Source organism: Acinetobacter sp. UBA801, assembly GCA_002296655.1.
In the GTDB taxonomy this organism is placed as follows: Bacteria; Pseudomonadota; Gammaproteobacteria; order Pseudomonadales; family Moraxellaceae; genus Acinetobacter.
On sequence record DBIN01000055.1, the window covers coordinates 1 to 20571 of the forward strand.

The 20571-nt window shown below is 40.6% G+C and carries 18 protein-coding genes and 1 tRNA gene; 13 read left to right on the top strand and 6 right to left on the bottom strand.

Annotated elements, in window-relative coordinates; translation table 11 throughout:
• Positions 1-129 precede the first annotated feature (129 nt).
• Entirely contained in the window at positions 130-351 is a 222-nt protein-coding gene (locus B2W49_RS10980; protein ID WP_291341252.1) for a DUF1653 domain-containing protein, read from the top strand.
• A gap of 87 nt (positions 352-438) precedes the next feature.
• Here B2W49_RS10980 and B2W49_RS10985 read toward each other — a convergent pair whose 3' ends face one another.
• Together B2W49_RS10985 and ahpC are read right to left on the bottom strand one after the other, a co-directional pair.
• Positions 439-645 (bottom strand): KTSC domain-containing protein, encoded by a 207-nt coding sequence (locus tag B2W49_RS10985; protein WP_291341254.1) that lies wholly within the window; start codon positions 643-645, stop codon positions 439-441.
• A gap of 297 nt (positions 646-942) precedes the next feature.
• Entirely contained in the window at positions 943-1506 is a 564-nt protein-coding gene (ahpC, locus tag B2W49_RS10990; protein WP_004973058.1) for an alkyl hydroperoxide reductase subunit C, read from the bottom strand.
• 375 nt (positions 1507-1881) lie between these two features.
• On the opposite strand from ahpC, the gene B2W49_RS10995 reads away from it, so the two are divergent.
• The 12 genes from B2W49_RS10995 to B2W49_RS11050 all read left to right on the top strand — a co-directional run bounded on the left by B2W49_RS10995 (position 1882) and on the right by B2W49_RS11050 (position 15189).
• Positions 1882-5841: a DUF3418 domain-containing protein gene (locus B2W49_RS10995; protein ID WP_291341256.1), complete on the top strand. Its 3960-nt coding sequence runs from the start codon at positions 1882-1884 to the stop codon at positions 5839-5841.
• 30 nt (positions 5842-5871) lie between these two features.
• The gene (locus tag B2W49_RS11000; RefSeq protein ID WP_291341257.1) at positions 5872-6984 is read left to right on the top strand and encodes a beta-ketoacyl-ACP synthase III; all 1113 of its coding nucleotides are present in this window, start codon (positions 5872-5874) and stop codon (positions 6982-6984) included.
• A gap of 210 nt (positions 6985-7194) precedes the next feature.
• The gene (cysS, locus tag B2W49_RS11005) at positions 7195-8616 is read left to right on the top strand and encodes a cysteine--tRNA ligase (protein ID WP_291341259.1); all 1422 of its coding nucleotides are present in this window, start codon (positions 7195-7197) and stop codon (positions 8614-8616) included.
• A 65-nt stretch (positions 8617-8681) separates the two neighbouring features.
• A tRNA-Gly gene (locus B2W49_RS11010) sits at positions 8682-8757 on the top strand.
• A 594-nt stretch (positions 8758-9351) separates the two neighbouring features.
• A complete protein-coding gene (locus B2W49_RS11015; RefSeq protein ID WP_291341262.1) occupies positions 9352-10329 on the top strand; it encodes a KpsF/GutQ family sugar-phosphate isomerase in 978 nt (325 codons plus the stop codon).
• Between the two features lie 3 nt (positions 10330-10332).
• Positions 10333-10872, top strand: a complete 540-nt coding sequence (locus tag B2W49_RS11020; RefSeq protein ID WP_291341264.1) for a KdsC family phosphatase — start codon at positions 10333-10335, stop codon at positions 10870-10872.
• A 40-nt stretch (positions 10873-10912) separates the two neighbouring features.
• Positions 10913-11455 carry an LPS export ABC transporter periplasmic protein LptC gene (gene lptC, locus B2W49_RS11025; RefSeq protein ID WP_291341265.1) on the top strand — a complete coding sequence of 181 codons (543 nt, stop codon included), beginning with the start codon at positions 10913-10915 and terminating at the stop codon, positions 11453-11455.
• The gene (gene lptA, locus B2W49_RS11030; protein WP_291341267.1) at positions 11445-12011 is read left to right on the top strand and encodes a lipopolysaccharide transport periplasmic protein LptA; all 567 of its coding nucleotides are present in this window, start codon (positions 11445-11447) and stop codon (positions 12009-12011) included. Before lptC ends, lptA begins: the two co-directional genes overlap by 11 nt.
• On the top strand, positions 12011-12778 hold the full coding sequence (gene lptB / locus B2W49_RS11035) for an LPS export ABC transporter ATP-binding protein (RefSeq protein ID WP_291341269.1): 768 nt from the start codon (positions 12011-12013) through the stop codon (positions 12776-12778). The genes lptA and lptB overlap by 1 nt, the downstream gene beginning before the upstream one ends.
• Before the next feature lie 223 nt (positions 12779-13001).
• Positions 13002-13601, top strand: a complete 600-nt coding sequence (locus B2W49_RS11040; protein ID WP_291341271.1) for an IMPACT family protein — start codon at positions 13002-13004, stop codon at positions 13599-13601.
• Positions 13594-14220, top strand: a complete 627-nt coding sequence (locus B2W49_RS11045) for an acyltransferase (protein WP_291341273.1) — start codon at positions 13594-13596, stop codon at positions 14218-14220. The genes B2W49_RS11040 and B2W49_RS11045 overlap by 8 nt, the downstream gene beginning before the upstream one ends.
• Before the next feature lie 126 nt (positions 14221-14346).
• Positions 14347-15189, top strand: coding sequence for a universal stress protein (locus tag B2W49_RS11050; RefSeq protein WP_291341275.1), 843 nt, complete (start codon positions 14347-14349; stop codon positions 15187-15189).
• A gap of 176 nt (positions 15190-15365) precedes the next feature.
• Here B2W49_RS11050 and B2W49_RS11055 read toward each other — a convergent pair whose 3' ends face one another.
• The 4 genes from B2W49_RS11055 to mutS all read right to left on the bottom strand — a co-directional run bounded on the left by B2W49_RS11055 (position 15366) and on the right by mutS (position 20233).
• On the bottom strand, positions 15366-16031 hold the full coding sequence (locus B2W49_RS11055; RefSeq protein ID WP_291341277.1) for an O-methyltransferase: 666 nt from the start codon (positions 16029-16031) through the stop codon (positions 15366-15368).
• A 162-nt stretch (positions 16032-16193) separates the two neighbouring features.
• Positions 16194-16913, bottom strand: a complete 720-nt coding sequence (locus tag B2W49_RS11060; protein WP_291341278.1) for a D-Ala-D-Ala carboxypeptidase family metallohydrolase — start codon at positions 16911-16913, stop codon at positions 16194-16196.
• A 142-nt stretch (positions 16914-17055) separates the two neighbouring features.
• Positions 17056-17379: a ferredoxin FdxA gene (gene fdxA / locus B2W49_RS11065; RefSeq protein ID WP_291341280.1), complete on the bottom strand. Its 324-nt coding sequence runs from the start codon at positions 17377-17379 to the stop codon at positions 17056-17058.
• A gap of 214 nt (positions 17380-17593) precedes the next feature.
• On the bottom strand, positions 17594-20233 hold the full coding sequence (gene mutS / locus B2W49_RS11070) for a DNA mismatch repair protein MutS (RefSeq protein ID WP_291341282.1): 2640 nt from the start codon (positions 20231-20233) through the stop codon (positions 17594-17596).
• Positions 20234-20571 lie beyond the last annotated feature (338 nt).

The window sequence follows — 20571 nt, forward strand, 5'->3', positions numbered from 1 at the left end:
TGATTAGTTATTTTTGTCAACTTAGGTTTGTGGAACAAAGCCAATTTTTAATAAGATGTATCACGTTAAATATTGGCTTTGCGATGCCAAACAGATTTTATTTTAATCTTTAAATGCAATTTGGGGAATTTGATGCTTAAAAAAGGGATATATCAACATTATAAAGGGCAGTTATATCAAGTACTGCATGTGGCAACACACAGTGAAACCCAAGAAAAATTGGTGGTTTATCAATGCTTATATGGCGATTATTCTATTTGGGTCAGACCGCTTGAGATGTTCAAAGAGCGTATTACTTTGGATGACGACCGTGAACAAGAACGCTTTAAATTGATTCAGGAAGTGCAATAAATATTTGAGGTCATTTACCAATCTAAAACGATCCAATCTATTTTAGATTGGATCGTTGTGTAGATGTGCAAAGTTTAATGAAATAAATTATTGAATGGAAATACGGTTAAAGCTTAAATCGTATGCTAAATATTTACTCACAAAAGCTGCTTTATCACTGCGTCTTAATAAGTTGTCATAAATAAATTGTGGTACAGGATGGAATAAATCCCCAGAGCCGTTTTCGTAAAATATTTTTAAATAACGTGAAGATGCACTGTATGTCCAGGATGTCACGGCAAGTGTTTTACTCATAAGCAACTCCTTTATCTTTTTATATTATTTTTCACAGAATAAATCTGCTTATTTTGAACATAAGTGAAGTGCTTGCTAAAAAGTATTACAGAATTGTAAATCTCAGATTTATTGGATTATTGTGCATTTTTGAACAAAATTACAAAAGATAAATAGAAGCGTGTTGCAGAAGTTATTTTTATCTTCAGCGATATAAAAGAGGAGGTGCGCCTGCTCATTATTGCTACTTTTTCATGATTTGTGGCATAAAAAAACCACGCAAGGTTGCGTGGTTTTTTGAGTGGTTTAATCTAAAACTTAGATTTTACCTACTAGGTCGATAGATGGTGCTAAAGTTGCATCACCTTCTTTCCATTTAGCTGGGCATACTTCACCTGGGTGAGCGTGAACGTATTGAGCTGCTTTAACTTTACGAAGAAGTTCTTGAGCATCACGGCCAATACCGCCAGCATTGATTTCGATGATTTGGATTTTTCCTTCTGGATCAATCACAAAAGTACCACGGTCAGCAAGACCAGCAGATTCAATTAATACTTCGAAGTTTTTAGAAAGCGTCCAAGTTGGATCGCCAACCATTACGTATTGAATTTTTTTGATTTCTTCTGAAGAATCATGCCAAGCTTTGTGCGTGAAGTGCGTGTCAGTAGAAACTGCATAGATTTCAACGCCTAATTTTTGGAATTCTGCATAGTTGTCTGCAAGGTCACCAAGCTCGGTTGGGCAAACGAAAGTGAAGTCCGCAGGGTAGAAGAATACTACAGACCATTTGCCTTTAAGGTCAGCTTCAGTTACTTCAATGAATTGACCGTTGTGGTATGCATTTGCTTTAAATGGTTTAACTTCAGTATTAATTAAGCTCATCATTGTCTCCATGATTAAGGTTTGTATTTCGTTAGCAATAGAGTATCTAATTTTGTTTTATTGCTGAAATGGTATTTTTACATTACTAGCATCGGAAAAACAAATGAGTATGTAAAAAGCGTAGATTTTCATCACAGCATTATTGAGTCTTTATTAGGCCTCAAAATGATGATGATTGAATGACAACCTATTTTCTCAGGTTCAAATAAAACCTATTTCAGCAATTGGTGAACTTACATCTATATGGGGATGCTATTTTGAAATTCAAGGGTGGATTGAAAACTTTTTAAATACGCATTCTAAATCACTGTCCTTTCGCTCAACGGTATTACAGCGTAAAATACGCGTTTGTGTTTTGGTTAGGAAGTGTATTCTGTGCAGAGTCATTTAAATGTAGACCACCTCGTTTTGGCGCGTGATCGTCATCGTTTAAATCGACTACGAAAAGGCAAAGATGCCAATCCAAAGCAATATCAGGAATTATTCGAAAAATCTAATTTAAAAGTGTTGGCGCGCGCGCAGCGCATTCCCAATATCAAGTTGAATCAAGATTTACCCGTGACTCAATCTGCAGAGCAGTTGATTGCTGCAATTCAGCAACATCAGGTCATTATTGTGGCGGGTGAAACAGGTTCAGGAAAAACCACACAGCTACCACAAATTGCCATGCTGGCAGGTCGTGGTTTAACGGGGTTAATTGGTCATACTCAGCCACGACGTCTTGCTGCACGTAGTGTATCCCAGCGTATTGCTGAAGAAGTTGGCGAAAAGTTGGGCGAGTCCATCAGCTTTAAAGTTCGCTTTAATGAACAGGGTTCACAAGATTCAATTGTCCGTTTAATGACCGATGGTATTTTGTTAGCAGAGCTTGCCAATGACCGTTATTTAAATAAATACGACACCATTATTATAGATGAAGCGCATGAGCGTTCTTTAAATATTGACTTCATCATGGGGTATTTAAAGCAGCTCTTGCCGCGTCGTCCTGATTTAAAAGTCATTATCACTTCTGCAACTTTAGATGTGCAGCGTTTCAGTAATTACTTCAATGGCGCCCCAATTTTTGAGGTCGAAGGTCGCAGCTATCCTGTCGAAGTGCGTTATCGCCCCATTTCTGAATTAAGCATTGGTGGGAGTGATGATGATGAATTTGATGACTTTGAAGAAAACTTGCCACGCGCAGTGGTGCAAGCGGTAGAAGAATGTTTTGCCGATGCACAGGAAAAAGGTCATCCCGAGCATGCCGATATTCTCATTTTTGCCAGTACCGAACAGGAAATCCGGGAACTGCAAGAAACCTTATACAAACATGGGCCACGTCATACTGAAATTTTACCATTGTATGCGCGTTTGGCTTTGGCAGAACAACAAAAAATCTTTAATCCTTCAGGTGGTGGACGTCGCATTATTATTGCCACCAACGTTGCTGAAACTGCGCTTACTGTACCCAATATTCGCTATGTGATTGATAGTGGTTTTGCACGTATTTCACGTTATAACTACCGCTCACGGGTGCAGCGCTTACCGATTGAAGCAGTATCTCAGGCAGCAGCGAATCAGCGAAAAGGACGTTGTGGTCGTATTGCGCCAGGCGTCTGTATTCGCCTGTATTCCGAAGAAGATTTTTTAAGTCGCCCAGAGTTTACCGAACCTGAAATCAAACGCACCAACTTGGCATCGGTCATTTTACAAATGCAAAGTTTGGGCTTGGGCTCGCTCGAAGATTTTGATTTTATTGAGCCGCCAGATCATCGTTTGGTTAATGATGGTCGTAAGCTGTTGATTGAACTGGGTGCGATGATTGAGAAGGGGAAAGCCCCTATTATAGAAAGAATGAATAGCTCTGCTACGCAAGAGAAAGATTCAAACCCCAACACTACCGCTAAATCCAGTTCTAATAAAGGCGAGCTTCAAGGCAGCAGCCTAACCAAAATTGGTCAGCAAATGGCAAAAATGCCGATTGATCCACGACTGGCACGCATGATTTTAGGCGGTGCGCATTTTGGGGTATTAAATGAAGTCTTGATTATTGTAGCGGCATTGGCCGTACAAGACCCGCGCGAACGTCCTGCAGACAAGCAAATGCAAGCCGATCAAAAACATGCTTTGTTCCGTGAAGCAGATTCCGACTTTTTATTTTATCTAAAGCTTTGGGAAACTTTACACGAAAACCGTGACGGCATGAGTGAAAACAAACGTCGTAATTTTGCCCGCCAGCATTTTTTAAGTTGGCTACGTTTACGTGAATGGAAGAAAACCCATGAACAATTGGTGGATTTGGCGCGTGGCTTAAATCTGTCTTTTAATGAAAAAAAAGCCAGTTATGAAAATCTGCATCGGGCGTTATTAACAGGTTTGCTCTCTTTTATTGCTAATAAAACCGATGAACGCAATGTGTTCATGGCGGTGCGCCAACAAAAAGCGCGTATTTTCCCTGCATCGACTTTGCATAAAACTAATACGCGGTGGGTTATGGCATTTGAGATGGTAGAAACTTCGCAAGTGTATCTGCGCACCTTGGCAAAAATTGAACCTGAATGGATTTTATTGGCCGCACGTGATTTGCTGAAACATCATTATTTTGAACCACATTGGTCTAAAAAAGCAGGTGTGGTGAATGCCTATGATCAGATTTCGCTGTTTGGTTTGATTATCGAGCCGAAACGTCCTGTAAATTACGAAAAGGTCGACCAGCAAGCCGCACATGAAATTTTCTTGCGCGATGCGTTAACCACTGGCAACTTGGGTATTGCGCCTCCATTTTTAAAACACAACCTGCTTAAACTAGAAGAAGTTGAACGAGTTGAAGATAAATTACGTCGTCGTGATTTGGTAGTCGATGAAGAAACCATTTATCAATTTTATGCTGCCAAAGTACCTGCAGAAGTGGCAAGCCGACGTGCCTTTGAAGATTGGCGTGCCACGGTTGAGCCGCAAAATCCACGTTATTTATTTGTGGAAGATGATGCCCTTTGGTTGAATGATCGCCCGACCACGCAGCAATTTCCTGACTATTTACGTAATGGTGAGCTACGCTTAGCGGTCAGCTACCGTTTTGACCCAAGCCATGATGAAGATGGTGCAACCGTTAAAATTCCCGTGCAAGCCTTGGCACAAGTTGATGAAAATATCTGGTCGTGGGGCATTCCAGGCTGGCGTGAAAATTTAATTGAAGCCTTGCTCAAAACCTTGCCGAAGGAAAAGCGTCGTCATTTGGTGCCTATTCCAGACACAGCCCGAAAATTGCGACAACGTGTCGATGCGGTAAATTTACGTGAGCATATTTTTAGCTATTTGGCATTTCAATTACGTGCAGAGCAGATCAGCGAAAAAGACTTTAGCTTCGAGCGGGTAGATGCGTATTTATTGCCGTTCATTAAAGTGTTAGATGAAAAAGGGCGGGTGATTGAACAAGGTCGTGATTTATCTGAATTAAAAGCGCGTTGCCATACCGAGACGCATAGTCCTGTAAGGCAGTTACACGGAGAATTTCAAACATTTCCTGAACGATTTGTATTCGAAGCCTCGCAAAAAGTTACGGGCGTAGTGGTTAAGCAATATCAGGCGTTGGTACCAAGCAAAGCGTTTGCAGAACTTTTACCAAAAGATGAATCGAGTGTGGTGATTCAAACCTTCAATGATCAGAGCGAGGCGATTCGTCAGCACCGTGAAGGGGTGATTCGTTTGCTGTATGTGCAATTGGGTGATTTATCACGCCAACTGAAAAAACAAATTGCCAAACCGTTGGCTTTGGCGTATTCGCCTTTGGGTGATAAAGCACAACTTGAGCAAATGTTGATCTATGCAACCTTGCAAAGCATTATTAGTGACTTGCCAGTCAACCTGAAAGAGTTTCAAAATTTGCAGCTTGAGGTAAAAAAGTCTTTCCTCAGTCATGGTCAAACCACGCTACGTATCTTTAATGAAATTTATATTGCTTGGCAAGATATTCGTCGTCAGCTATTGATGCTTGATGAAACAATTTTTGCCAAAAATATAGATGATATTGAAGATCAGCTGGACTTAATGCATCTGGCAGACTTTGTGTATAGCAAGCCTGTAGAGGTGTGGAGCGAATATCCGCGCTATTTGAAAGCGTTGTTATTACGTTTAGACCGCTTACCCAACAACTTGCAAAGAGACGATGCTGCCATCGCCCAAATTGACCCTTGGATGGACAAATTGTTCAAACACAAACAAGATGCCCGCCTTAAGGAATTGTACTTTATGGTAGAAGAATTACGCATATCGCTGTTCTCTCAACCCATGAAAACCAAAATGCCAATTTCTGCAACTCGGCTGCAAAAAGTATGGGAAAAGCTCGGAATCAGTTAAGATATAAGTAATTTCTAGAAGGAGTTTTACATGGGCATTCGCATTACAGGTACTGGTCTTTATCACCCAGAAGATGTTATTACCAATGAAGAGTTGGTCGAAAGTTTAAATGCTTATGTGGAACAGTACAATCAGCAGAATGCTGGCAAAATTGCAGCAGGTGAGCTAGAAGAACGTCGTGGCTCAAGTGCAGACTTTATCGAAAAAGCCTCAGGTGTAAAACGCCGTTATGTAGCAGAAAAAACAGGTATTTTAGACATCAACCGTTTACGTCCTAATTTGCGTGAACGTGGGGATGATGAAATTTCGCTACAAGCGGAATGGGGTGTAATTGCAGCAAAACAAGCCATGCAAAATGCAGGCGTGACTGCAGAAGATATTGATGTGGTGATATTGTCATGCTCAAACTTGCAACGTGCTTATCCTGCGGTGGCGATTGAAATTCAAACTGCGCTCGGTATTCAGGGTTATGCCTATGACATGAATGTGGCATGTTCTGCTGCGACTTTCGGCATTAAACAAGCGCATGATGCGATTAAAGCAGGTGCGCGTCGCGTGTTGTTGGTAAATGTCGAAATTACCTCAGGTCATAACGACTTCCGTTCACGCGACTGTCATTTTATTTTTGGTGATGTAGCAACGGCTTCCATTTTAGAAGAGACTGAAACCAAAGCCGGTTTTGAAATTTTGGACATGAACCTGTTCACTCAGTTTTCGAATAATATCCGCAATAACTTCGGTTTTTTAAACCTAAGTGAAAATGCAGATATTGACGACAAACGTTTCCATCAAGATGGTCGTAAAGTCTTTAAAGAAGTTTGCCCGTTAGTAGCCAAAATGATTACTGCGCAACTGGAAAAGAATCAGATTGCACCAACCGAGGTGAAGCGTTTCTGGTTGCATCAAGCCAATGCCAGCATGAATGAACTGATTTTGAAATTGGTGGTCGGTAAAGAAGCAGCTCAACCAGGTTTGGTGCCTATTATTTTAGATGAGTTTGCCAATACTTCTTCGGCAGGGGTAATTATCGCTTTACACCGTACTGCACATGAAGTCGACAACGGTGAATATGGTGTCTTGTGTTCATTTGGTGCAGGTTATTCAGTGGGCGCGATCTTGGTACAAAAACGCGATGCTGCATAAGTTTTGCAAAATTGCATAAGATCAGCAAACACTTAATTACAGCTATTAAAAGTTCCTTCTCCTTCGGGAGAAGGCTTGGATGAAAGGATGGATCAACCGCAATATTCTTTTCTCACAGACTCATACATAATAAAAACACCGAAAAACTTTATGAAAAATAATGCTTAGGTTAAGATGGAGCATCTTTTAATAGACCTATTTTGAAAACCTATGCAACCATTTGTTCTATATAACTCAGAGCAACGAAAGAAAGTTGAATTTGTTCCGCGTAAAGAAGGACATATCGACATGTATGTCTGTGGTATGACGGTTTATGATTACTGTCATATTGGGCATGCGCGGGTTATGGTTGCATTTGACTACATCATTCGCTTTTTACGCAGTCAAGGTTGGAATGTGAAATATGTGCGCAACATAACTGACATTGACGACAAAATTATTAAACGTGCCAATGAAAATGGCGAGAGCATTCAAGCTTTAACAGATCGTTTTATTCAAGCCATGAATGAAGATGCGGCAAGCTTAGGTTGTGTAGAACCTGATGCTGCACCACGTGCTACTGAATATATTGATCAAATGCAAAATATGATTGGTAATTTGGTCAATAAAGGCACGGCTTATCCTGCAAGAAATGGCGATGTTTATTTTCAGGTCGAAAAATTTGACAAATATGGCCGCCTTTCAGGTCGCAAGCTAGAAGACATGCAGGCAGGGGCATCTGAGCGGGTTGATGTTGAAGTTGATAAAAAGCATCCATTTGACTTTGTTTTGTGGAAACATGCCAAAGAAAATGAACCCTCGTGGGCTTCGCCGTGGGGCAATGGACGTCCAGGCTGGCACATTGAATGTTCTGCCATGTCCACTTGCTGCTTGGGCAATCATTTTGATATTCATGGTGGTGGTTCAGACTTAATGTTCCCACATCATGAAAATGAAATTGCTCAGTCTGAAGCATCGACAGGTGAGCAATATGTAAATTATTGGATGCACGTTGGTTTTATTAATGTCGATGGCGAAAAAATGTCAAAGTCATTGGGTAACTTCTTCACTATCCGTGATGTAATGGAAAAGTTCCATCCTGAAGTGATCCGTTACTTTATTGTTTCTTCGCATTATCGTAGCCCTGTAAACTTCTCAGATGTTGCCTTGAAAGAAGCGAAAACTGCTTTATCACGTTTCTATCACTCATTTAAAGCTTATCAACAAGCTTATGGTGCGAAAACTGTTGAGCCGTTAGATGAGGCTTTGGTAGAGCGCTTTAATGCTGCAATGCGTGATGACTTTAACACTGCAGACGCGATAGCAGTTCTGTTTGAAGTCAATAAAGAGCTGAACCGTGCGGTAAAAGAGCAGCAGGCAGAACAGGCGGCTGTGTATTATTCAACCTTGCGTCATTTGACCAATATTTTAGGTTTGTTACAGCATGATGTAGATGAATTCCTGAAGTCTGATATTGGTCAGGATGCTTTGGGTCTATCTGAACAAGCTATTGCAGACCTGATTCAGCAACGTCAGGATGCCAAAAAAGCCAAAGACTTTGCTCGTGCCGATGAAATTCGTCAATCTTTGCTCGATCATGGTGTAGTCTTGGAAGATACTCGTCAAGGTACGGTATGGCGTCGTGCTGATTAATTGAGCGTTTGGAAGCATAGAGAGTTGACAGTTGTATGAAATTCTCTATAATTCAGTTCGATATTGCGGGAATAGCTCAGTTGGTAGAGCACAACCTTGCCAAGGTTGGGGTCGCGAGTTCGAGTCTCGTTTCCCGCTCCAAAATTTTAAAAACGCTTATCAAAAGATAAGCGTTTTTTTATGGTTGTTTGTTATAGTTAGCTTACAGACAGCTTTGTAGATGGTTTTGATCCATAATTTTTTAGAGCATTTGCATTGAAATATGCTTCTGAGCTAGTTCTAGCTTTAGCTTTATCTGCAACTTTGAATAAATAAAAACAAATAGCCTAAGCTCAAATATGATTAGGATTCTTTCAAAAATAATTTTTGAATCACTGCAAAGGAAATTCCCTCTCCTTGTAGGAGGGGGTTAGGGAGAGGTTTTTTCTAAGAACCTCCCTCATCCTAACCTTCTCCCAGAGGGAGAAGGAACTTTCAATATCCATTTAAATATGAATATAACGATCATTTCTTGAATTATGAAAGATATCTATTGTTTTTCACTTGAAGCTCAAGTCAAAAAGCGAGTTAGCTAAAACAGCACACAAAAATGCGTTAAAACAAAAAACACACTCAGAATCAAAGCTTAGAATTGCATAGATATGCTAAAATTGCGAAAATCTAAGTGGCTCTAATAAACCTGTTTTATTAGGCTGCAAACCATACTTTATTTAAGTCCAACATTGAACAGAAAACATGCCAAATACCATTGATTTTCAATCTGTAGCCTTAGAAACATTAAAAATAGAAGAGCAAGCATTGCAGGTCTTAGCCACGCAAATTGATCAGCGTTTTAGCCGTGCCTGCGAAATTATGTTGCATTGCAAAGGGCGTGTTGTGGTCACAGGTATGGGAAAATCAGGTCATATTGGTCGTAAAATGGCTGCTACTTTTGCCTCTACAGGTACGCCGTCTTTCTTCATGCATCCGGGTGAAGCAGGGCATGGTGACTTAGGGATGCTGGTACGTGGCGATGTTTTAATTGCCATTTCCAACTCAGGCAAAAGTGACGAAATCATGATGTTGATGCCACTCATCAAGCATCTAGAAGTGCCGCTAATCACGATTAGCGGTGATGATCGTGGGCCAATGCCACAAAATGCCGATGTGGCACTGACATTGGGTAATATTCAGGAAGCTTGTCCGCTTGGTTTAGCGCCAACCTCCAGTACTACAGCAACCTTGGCTTTGGGGGATGCTTTGGCGGTCGCATTGCTTGAGGCGCGTGGTTTTACAGCCGATGATTTTGCTCGTTCACATCCTGCGGGAGCATTAGGAAAACGTCTGTTATTGCATGTAAAGCATTTGATGCACACGGGTACCGAGCTACCAAAAGTTGCACCAGATACACCAATGAACAAAGTGTTATACGAAATTTCAAACAAACGTCTAGGTTTAACCACAATTGTGGATGAAAATGATGTCTTATTAGGCATTTTCACCGATGGTGACTTACGTCGTTTAATTGATAAGCAACAGGGCTTTGATGTGAATTTGCAAGTCGGGCAAGTGATGACACAGCACCCTGCAACTATTTCAAAAGAAGCGCGTGCAGTTGAAGCTTTAGAACAATTACGTGACCGTAAAATTAATCAGTTTGTGGTGGTGGATGATGCTAATAAAGTCATTGGTGTGATCAGTATGCATGATTTGATTCAAGCAGGGGTAAACTAAACAATGGCATCTTATATTTTATTAGAGCAAGCGCGTCATATTGAAGCTTTGGTTTTAGATGTCGATGGAATTCTAAGTGATGGTTTTGTCACCTTAACCAACAGCGGTGATGAAATTAAATCATTCGATATTCGTGATGGTTTAGGCATGAAACTGGTGCAACAAGCAGGTGTTAAAGTCATTATTATCACAGGGCGTAAAAGTCATATTGTAGAAAAACGCATGTCTGATTTAGGCGTAGACTTGGTTTATCAAGGGCGTGAAGACAAAGGTACAGCCTTACAGGAAGCGTGTGCACAACTGGGTTTATTACCTCAAGATTGTATGTACATGGGTGATGACTGGCCTGATCTTTCTGCGTTTTCGATTGCAGGAATGAAAGTCACAGTGCCAAATGGACATATTGAGGTACGTCGTCGTGCCGATTTGGTTACGCAAGCCATGGGTGGTCGCGGAGCTGTACGTGAAATCTGCGATATGATTTTAACCGCAAAAGGTGTGTACCAAAGCTTACTTGAAAAATATCTCAGCTTCCCTCATTAATTAAGTCATACATTCAAAGGTTTGAGTTACAGCCCCACTTATGGATACTAAAGTTTTATATGTTACTGCGATTGCAATTGCAGCTGTAAGTGGTGGTTATTACTATTACAGCGGTAAAGGCAAAAAACTGGAAACCGACGCTGCTCGCTCTATGACTTATAGTGCAGAGCAAATTCATCTCACCCAAACAGATGAGCAGGGCAATTTATATGTGCGTGCGCAAATTGACCGTTTAGAGCAAGACATGCAACAAAAAACCTCTAAGCTGGAAAATGTAAACGCATCAATGTATAAAACGGGTGAGGTGGATGCCACTTTTTTCGCCAAACAGGCACAAGGTTTCAATGACAATGAAAAAGTTGTGTTGTCAGATCAAGTGTTGGCAACCAAGTTACTCACTCAAGGCAAACTAACGCTTGAAACTGCCGAGTTGAATGTTTTTCCTAAAACACGTGAAATCAGTACCGACAAACAAGTGACCGTACAATCTCCACAGGCTGATTTTATTAGTCAGGGTTTAAAAGCCAATTTAAATGACGGGCAATACGAATTTTTTAATATTCGAGGAAAGTATGAACCATAAATCTAAGCTTACAGATCCTAAAGCGTTGATAAAACAAGCAGTAATTGTGGGCTTGGTAGTGCTTTCATCGGCAGGTGCATGGGCAATTCCGTCAGACCGCAGTCAGCCTATTACTTTATTAGCCGACCGTGCGACCTTTAGTGAACGTACTGGCGTCACCACGTATACAGGCAATGTGGTGATTGAACAAGGCACCATGAAACTTCAGGCAGATTCGATTGTTGCTAATCTGAACAGTAAAAAAGAAATTAGTGTCATTACGGCAACGGGTAGACCTGCACAATTTCAGCAAAAAACCGATCCTGCTAAAGGGCTAGCGAAAGGCCAAGCGCAGAAGATTGTTTACAATGCAGAAACAGGCATTATTACCTTATCGGGTGGTGCACTTTTAGAACAAGATGGTGCCAGTATTCGTGGTAATACCTTGCGTTATAGTATGAACAAAGGTGATGTTGAAGCGATTGGTACACCGAACAAAACCGGCTCTGAAGCGGGTCGTGTAAAAATTGTGATTCCACCATCAAGTTCAAAATCATTCCCGGGAGCGCGTGATTAATGGATCAAACGAGCGCAGCACAGGACAGCGTCCAGTACGGTCAACAGACTTTATGTATTAAGCATTTAGCCAAAAACTACAATAAACGCTGGGTGGTAAAAGACGTTTCATTTGAAATGAAAAGTGGTGAAATTGTCGGATTACTTGGGCCGAATGGTGCGGGTAAAACTACCAGTTTCTACATGGTTGTAGGCTTGGTGCGCATGGATAAAGGGGAAATCCACTTAGATCAATTGGATTTGTCAGACCTTGCCATGCATGAACGTGCGCGTAAGGGGATTGGCTATTTACCGCAAGAAGCCTCTATTTTCAGAAAGTTGACCATCTCTGAAAATATCATGGCTATTTTAGAAACACGCAGAGATTTAAATAAACAGCAACGTCAGCAGCGTTTGGCAGAATTGCTGGCAGATTTTAAAATCACGCATATTAAAGATTCATTAGGGATGAGTGTGTCTGGTGGTGAACGCCGTCGCGCAGAAATTGCCCGTGCTTTGGCAGCAGACCCTAAATTTATGCTGTTAGATGAGCCTTTTGCAGGGGTCGATCCTATTTCTGTCGGTGATATTAAAGATATCATTCGCACCTTAAAAGATCGTGGCATTGGCGTATTAATTACCGACCATAATGTCCGTGAAACTTTAGCCATTTGTGAACGTGCTTATATTGTTAGTGAAGGTTCAGTGATTGCCGAAGGTACACCGCAAGAAATTCTTGAAAATGAAATTGTACGTGAAGTTTATTTGGGAGAAGACTTTTTTGTTTAAAGCTTGAATAATCTGATCGTTATTGGTTTGTGCAGCTTGTAGTATAAGTTGCAGAACAGCAAGTTGTGTAAAGATTTTTTTTAACCTTCTACCCTCAAAGGTATAGAAGGTTTTTTCATAGTGACTATCAGTCCAAATACGTTATAACTCTAAATACGTTATCACGCTCAACACGTTATAATGATCAAGTTTTCATTGAACTGGTTGATTGATTTGGAGTGTTATGCCATTTACCATTGCTTCGCCCATCACTTTTGAAGAAGAAATTAAAAAAAGTCGATTTCAGGCAATTGCCGTACCTGTAGATAATGAGCAAGCGGTAAAAACTTTTTTGGAACAACAGCGTGATCCATCTACCACACATCAATGCTGGGCATGGAAAATTGGGCATCAATTACGTTTTAATGACGATGGCGAACCGTCTGGTACGGCAGGACGTCCCATTTTAGCCACGATTGAAGGCAATGAGTTGACCAATATTTTGGTTTTGGTGAATCGCTGGTATGGCGGTATTAAACTAGGCACAGGCGGTTTAGTACGTGCCTATGGCGGTTGTGCAGGACGATGTTTGGCTCTGGCAGAAAAAGTAGATCTGATTGAGAAGAAGACCGTGCAATTTGCCTGTCATTTTAATGAGTGGGCAATTTTACAATACGAGCTGAATAGTCAGCAGATTGAGTACACCGAAGACTACACCACCGAAGGCGTGTTGGTAAAGGCATTCATCCAAGTCCATCAAATAGAACCTTTAACACTAAAATTACAAGATATTAGCCGTGGGCGTGAACAACTCAAAATCCTTGAGGATGATCAAGATGACTGAAGTAAACTCACCTGACCCTTTACTGAAATACCGTGAGCAGCATAAACACCGTTTAAATTACATGCCGTGGTTATATTGGTCATTGAAACCTAAACATCGTGTATGGGCAGAAGCTTGGCAGCAGGAATATCAAGCTTATTTAATGGCAATGGAAACGGTGGAGATTGGCAAAAACTGTTTTATTTCCCCTTTGGCACATATTTTTGCTGAGCCGGGACGTAAAATCAGTATTGGCGACAATACCTTTATTGCCGCCGATTGCACTTTGCATGGCCCTTTAGAAATTGGCAATGAAGTTGCGATTAATCACCACTGTATTTTAGATGGTGGCAGAGTTGGAATTAAACTCCATGATCAGGTGCGTATCGCAGCTTATTGTCATTTATATGCGTTTGATCATGGCATGGCTTTGGATCAGCCCATTTATCAACAAGCAGTACGTTCACAAGGCATTGAAATTGGGAAGGATGTTTGGTTAGGTGCGCATGTTGGTGTTAAAGATGGGGTGAAGATTGCGGCACACGCAGTCGTTGGTATGAACAGCATAGTCACCAAAGATGTTCAGGAACGGGAAATTGTGGCGGGAAATCCTGCCAAATTGATTCGTTATCGTGAATAAGTACTATACAGCAAGACTAAATCTTTAAACTTCATTACATTTTTTTGTGTCCCTGCAACACGAGTTGTGTTAAGTTAAAAATAACAACTAAAAAATAGCCTGCAAAAGACAGTAAGAGAGGCAACAATGAAACGTGTAATTGCTTGTATTGATTCTTCGCCTTGTATTAATGCGCTTGCTGAAGCTGCTGCGTGGATTGCAACACAAACTCAACGTGAATTGGTGTTATTACAAGTTTTGGATTATTACCCCGCTAGTTATCATTTGGGGGAAATTAGTGGTGTAATTGGCTTTGAAAGTAATGCCATGTTACTCAAAGAATTAGCCGAGTTAGAACAAAAACAAAGCGAATTAGCACTCGATTATAGCAACAATTTATTGCAGCACATTTCCAATATGATTCAGGAAAAATATGAAATTGTACCTAGTCAAATTCAAGAAAAAGGCGATTTTCTAGAACAAAGCTTCAGTGTGTTGAATGAAGACGATATTGTAGTGATTGGACGCGTGGGCGAAAAATCTGCTGAACGGAACAAGGCTTTAGGGAGTAATGTTGAAAACTTTATTCGTGGTGCAAATTGTACCGTGATGACTGTGGGAGAGCATTTTAAAGCACCAACCCGCTTTATTTTTGCTTATGAATATTCCCCAACTTGCATCAAAATGATGAAGCGAATTGCACAAAGTGATTTGCTTAAATTACTGCAATGTCATTTGCTTTATGTGGGCGATCATCCTGAAGTTTTAAATGAACCTGCAGATTTTTTAACAGCAGCGGGTTTAGATGTAGTGGTGGAATATCGTTATGGTGATGTAGCTGAAAATATTTTAGATTATCAACGTGAACATGGTATCCAGTTGATTGTACTAGGGGCATTTAGTCACAGTAAAATTCATCAATTTTTCTTAGGCAGCATTACCACTAATATTTTCCGTAACTCAACTGTGCCTTTATTGGTGGCTAAGTAAAACTCCTATGAGTCAAAAATATCATTTTATAGATTGTTGAGTTGAACTGTTGTAAATGCTAGCTGACTGTCCATGGTTATCCGCATATATTGTGGATAACTGTATGGACAGTATATGTAACATTATAATATATAATGTAAAATTGCATCAGGTTGTTTTTTAACCTTGTATTGACTTTACTTTACAATCGCTAAAGCAAAGCCATCATGTCCTTTGCTGCCTACAGTTTGCAATGCTGTGCACGATAAAATTCGTGGATGGTTTTGCATGGCTTTGAACATATCACGAATCCCTTCAATACTTGGTTTGTGATTGTCAGGATTTAAAATTTCACCTGCACGAATGACATTGTCTAAAAAGATAATTGTGCCTGAGCGCGAAAGTTTAAGACTCAGCTCCAAATATTCAGGATAGCTTTGTTTGTCGGCATCAATAAAAATAAAATCAAAAGCTTCGGTATCTTCAGGTAGGGCTTTTAGAATATCTGCAGCACGACCAACTTTTAATTCAATCATTTGTTTTAATTGCGCACGGTCGATATTTTCCTGCCCTAAAGCGGCGTGGGTATCACGTCCTTCAATTGTGAGTATATAACCATCTTCAGGCAGCGCACGTGCCAGCCACATTGTGCTATAAGCTGCGAATGTGCCCAATTCCAACACACGTTTGCATTGATTCATTTGAATGAGCATTTGTAGCAACATGCCCTGATTTGCCGCAACTGCAAGGTGATCTGGAAAACCTTTGGCATCGGTATTCTCTAAAGTTTGCGTCAAAATTGGGTCATGGGGAATTAAATGTGATTCGATATAGTGATCGATATCCGTCCACATTTGTTGCATAGCGTGCTCACCTTTGTTGCGATGTGTGCATTGTAAACTTTTCTGCTCAGAGTGCAATTTATTCACGGAATGGGGGAAGGCGATAATATACAAATAATTTATTTTGCAATAAAAAAAGGTCAGATTTGACCTTTTTAAGAATTAATTTTTAATCAAAGCAAGTTAGAAATTACACATAGATGAATGGCGGCTTAAATCTGGCCCCCAAGTTCGATAACCTTGTGTATCAATATGAATTTGTCCTGAAGCGTATAAACCTAAGCCCATGTTTAAACTTTGTCCATATTGGTGCCAGAACTGACATAATCTGTATTTGGTGCTTTCAATATACGTATAGTCTTCGGCATTCGGGAATTGCGGACCAATTCTAAAATCAATGGCAGAGTTAAATAAGTGACGTGAAGAGTTTGCACCACCTGCACATTGATTTAGTGGTAAATCTCGATAGACAGAAGTGACTTCAAAGTCGGTTAAAACTTTAGAGGCAACCAAATATTTAAATACACGTAGAGTCGGTACTTGGTTTTTCCACAATTCACGACTTGGAATCATAAACTGTGAGCGTCCACAACGCTGCCAATCCCGAGCAGTACGCATTAATTCAAAACTCGGGATAATATTGCCCACACCATTTTGTTCTAAGAAGCGTTCGTACTCACGGACTTGGCGTAAATTGTCACTCACCGCTACCCATGCATTATACGAATAAGGCACAATTTTAGGTGCTACCTGACGCTCGTAGGTGATTTTTTCTTGAGGAATGAAAATTCGTTTTCCATCGGGCGTGGTAATCGTTGTTGTTCTGTTTGGGGTTGAACTACAGGCAACCAAAATAACGGGAACAATGCTGAACGAAAACAGCGCCTTGAAAAATTTCTTCATTAGGCAAATCAGATATTTATTTAAAGTGTCGGTATTCTAATCGAAAATGCGGGTTAAAATTTGAAAATATTGCAATCAAATGTGTGTTTTAGGTATAAAAAAAGATCAGCACAGGGCTGATCTTTTTCACAACAAGACCAATTTACTTTTCTAAGTATTGTAATTTGTCCGGTTTGCCATTCCATTCTTCGCGGTCAGCAGGTTGATCACCAATTTGTGTAATGTTTGGCCAAATCTGTGAAAGCTCGGCATTTAGCTCGATAAATACTTCCTGACCTTCGGGTAACTCATCTTCAGAGAAAATAGCGTTGGCAGGACACTCAGGTTCACATAATGCACAGTCGATACATTCGTCTGGATTAATGACAAGGAAGTTCGGACCTTCGTAGAAGCAGTCTACAGGGCAAACTTCAACGCAGTCTTGATATTTACATTTAATACAGTTTTCAGTGACAACAAATGTCATGGCGACAGCTACCTAAAAATATGATTCTAATTCAGAATGGTCTATTTTAGGCAAAAATCACCACAACTAACAATCGCTTTTACTGATATTTGATATAGACAGTGCTGCTAAATTTTATAAAAGGGGGGATAAAATCATCAAAAAAACTTATAAATGAAAAAGACTCTCAATTAAGAGTCCTTGTGTGGCTAAATTATTTTTGAAGTAATAAAGACTAAGCATTCAATTGTTCCTTTAAAGCATACAACTGTTCTAAAGCTTGTCGTGGTGTCAAATTATCGACATCTATACTGCGTAATAACTCTAATGCCGCGGATGGCTTTTCTACCTCGATTACACGTTCAATCACTTCAGGTTCAGATGAGTTTGTTGCTGGTGCAAATAGGTCATCTTGAACGGCTAAATTGACATTTTTATGCTGCTGCTTTTCTAAAATTCTTAAGCGATTTTGTGCTTCTTTAATGACATTGGCTGGAATGCCTGCCAGTTTTGCCACTTGCAAACCGTGACTTTGGCTGGCTGGGCCTTGTTGGACTTTGTGCAATAGAATCAGGTTGCCATTCATTTCTTTGGCGGTCACGTGATAGTTATCGACCCCTGATTCTTTGCTTAATTCGGTCAATTCAAAATAATGCGTTGCAAATAGACATAAACATTTGATGCGTTTGCTTAAATCCAACACACATGCCCATGCCAAAGATAAGCCATCGTAGGTACTGGTTCCACGTCCAACTTCATCCATCAGCACTAACGACTGTGAGGTTGCATGGTGTAAAATTTGTGAAGTTTCAGTCATTTCAACCATAAAGGTCGATTTGCCTGTTGATAAATCATCGGCAGATCCAATACGGGTAAACACGCGATCAATAGGGCCTAATACGGCAGTTTTGGCAGGCACATAACTGCCACAATAGCCCAGTAGGGCAATCAGTGCGGTTTGACGCATATACGTTGATTTACCGCCCATATTCGGGCCAGTAATAATTGCCAAACGATGATTGTAGTCGAGTAAAGTATCGTTTGGCGTAAATACCGTTTTGCTCAAAGCTTCAACAACAGGATGACGTCCTGCTGCAATTTTAATTCCAATTTCAGGGCTGTATTCAGGACGCGCCCAATTGCGTAAACGTGCTTGATAGGCAAAGTTAGCTAATAAATCAATTTGTGCAATCGCGCTGCTCATCATTTGTAATTGAGCAATGTCTTGGCGTAATTCATCCAATAACATTTCGAACAGCATTTTTTCACGCGCTAAAGCACGGGACTCGCTAGACAGGACTTTATCTTCAAAACTTTTTAGCTCTGGGGTGATGTAGCGTTCTGCATTTTTTAAAGTTTGACGACGGATATAGTGTTCAGGTGCTTGCTCGGCTTGGGCGCGAGTGAGTTCAATGTAGTAGCCACTGACACGGTTGTAGCCAATTTTTAAAGTTGGGATACCGCTTTCTTGCCGTTCTTTGATTTCTAGGTCAATCAGGAATTGCCCTGCATGATCACGGATTTTACGGAGTTCATCCAGTTCACTGTCAAAACCTTCTGCAATGACATTGCCATCACGCAATAGTACAGGTGGGTTTTCGACAATTGCCTGCATTAGCCTTTGATGTAGCCCGTGAAAATCGCCCAGTTCTTCATTCAGGTTTTGAATAAGTGTGGATTGTTGCACAGAAACAATGGGCTGTAAGGCATGACGTAAATAGGGAATTTGCGCACAAGCTTGACGCAGTTGTACTAAATCACGTGGACGTGCGCTACCGAGCGCGATGCGACTTAGTACGCGTTCAATATCACTAATTTCTTTGAGCACCAAACGCACTGGAGATTCATGATAACCCTGTATTAAGGCTTGAATCGCGTCCAGTCTTGCATCTAATAATGCGGTATCACGCAAAGGTTGCATCAAGGTACGACTCAGTAAACGGCTACCCATGGCAGTTTGGCAATCGTTGATGAGTTGGAATAAGGAAGTGCCGTGTTCAAATAATGGTTCAACTAATTCCAAATTACGTCGAGTTACAGGATCAAGCGCAATAAAATCGCTGCTTTGTTCTAATTGAATACTGCGAATATGCGGCAAAGCTGTTTTTTGGGTTTCTTTGGCATAGTGAATTAACGCTGCCGCTGCTGCTTTGGCTAAGGGTAAATTATCAATACCAAAACCTGAAAGTGTCGATACAGCAAATTGATCACAAAGCGTTTTTTGCGCATTGTTTAGGTTGAAATCGACATTCGGGCGTTTAGTCACAGGGCAGTCAAGCTGCTTTTTAACCTGTTCAATAATATTTGGATCAACAATATCTTCATCGACCACAATTTCGCTTGGCATTAAACGCGAAAGTTCAATCGCGAGTTGTTCAGGCTGATAATCCATTTGCTGAACTTTAAAAATCCCTGCGCTTAAATCCAGTAATGCGATACCAATTTGGTTTTGCTGTAAGCATAAAGAAACCAAGTTGGAAGATTGATGACTGTTCAGTAGCGCATCATCGGTGAGTGTGCCTGGGGTGATAATCCGCACGACTCCACGTTCTACAGGCCCTTTGCCTGTTACCTCGCCAATTTGTTCACAAATTACCACGGTTTCGCCCTTTTTTACTAAGCGAGCGAGATAGCCTTCGGCAGCATGATAGGGCACGCCCGCCATTGGAATAGGCTTGCCGCTGGTTTTACCACGATGGGTGAGGGTAATGCCTAAAAGTTTGGCGGCTTTGTGTGCATCATCAAAAAACAATTCGTAGAAATCGCCCATGCGATAGAACATTAAAGAATGTGGATGTTCCATCTTCACCCTTAAGTATTGCTGCATCATTGGAGTGTGTGAAGATAGGTCAGCCATGATTTCTGTCATGTTCATGCAGTTGAAGTCCTTTAATTTGAAGCGTAATTTAAGTGTAAGTATGTGAGTAGCTTATTTTACGCCATCTTGGTTAAATTAGTGAACCTGCATGTCATTGTTGCTCGCTCTCTAAAATGAGTCGAATGCAGAGTGGTTTAAGCGTTTAAATGGATAATATTCAATTGATCGGGTGTGTTTGTGAGCACACAGCCTTAAAAATATCGCCCATACACTGCAAACCTACAGTTTCAAAAATGATATCGCATAGCTCAAAGAGTTTAGCCGTTGAAAATGTATGATTTGCGAAGTTAAAAGTGAAAATTATTGTTTCATTGGGCTTAATTTTACTGATTTTT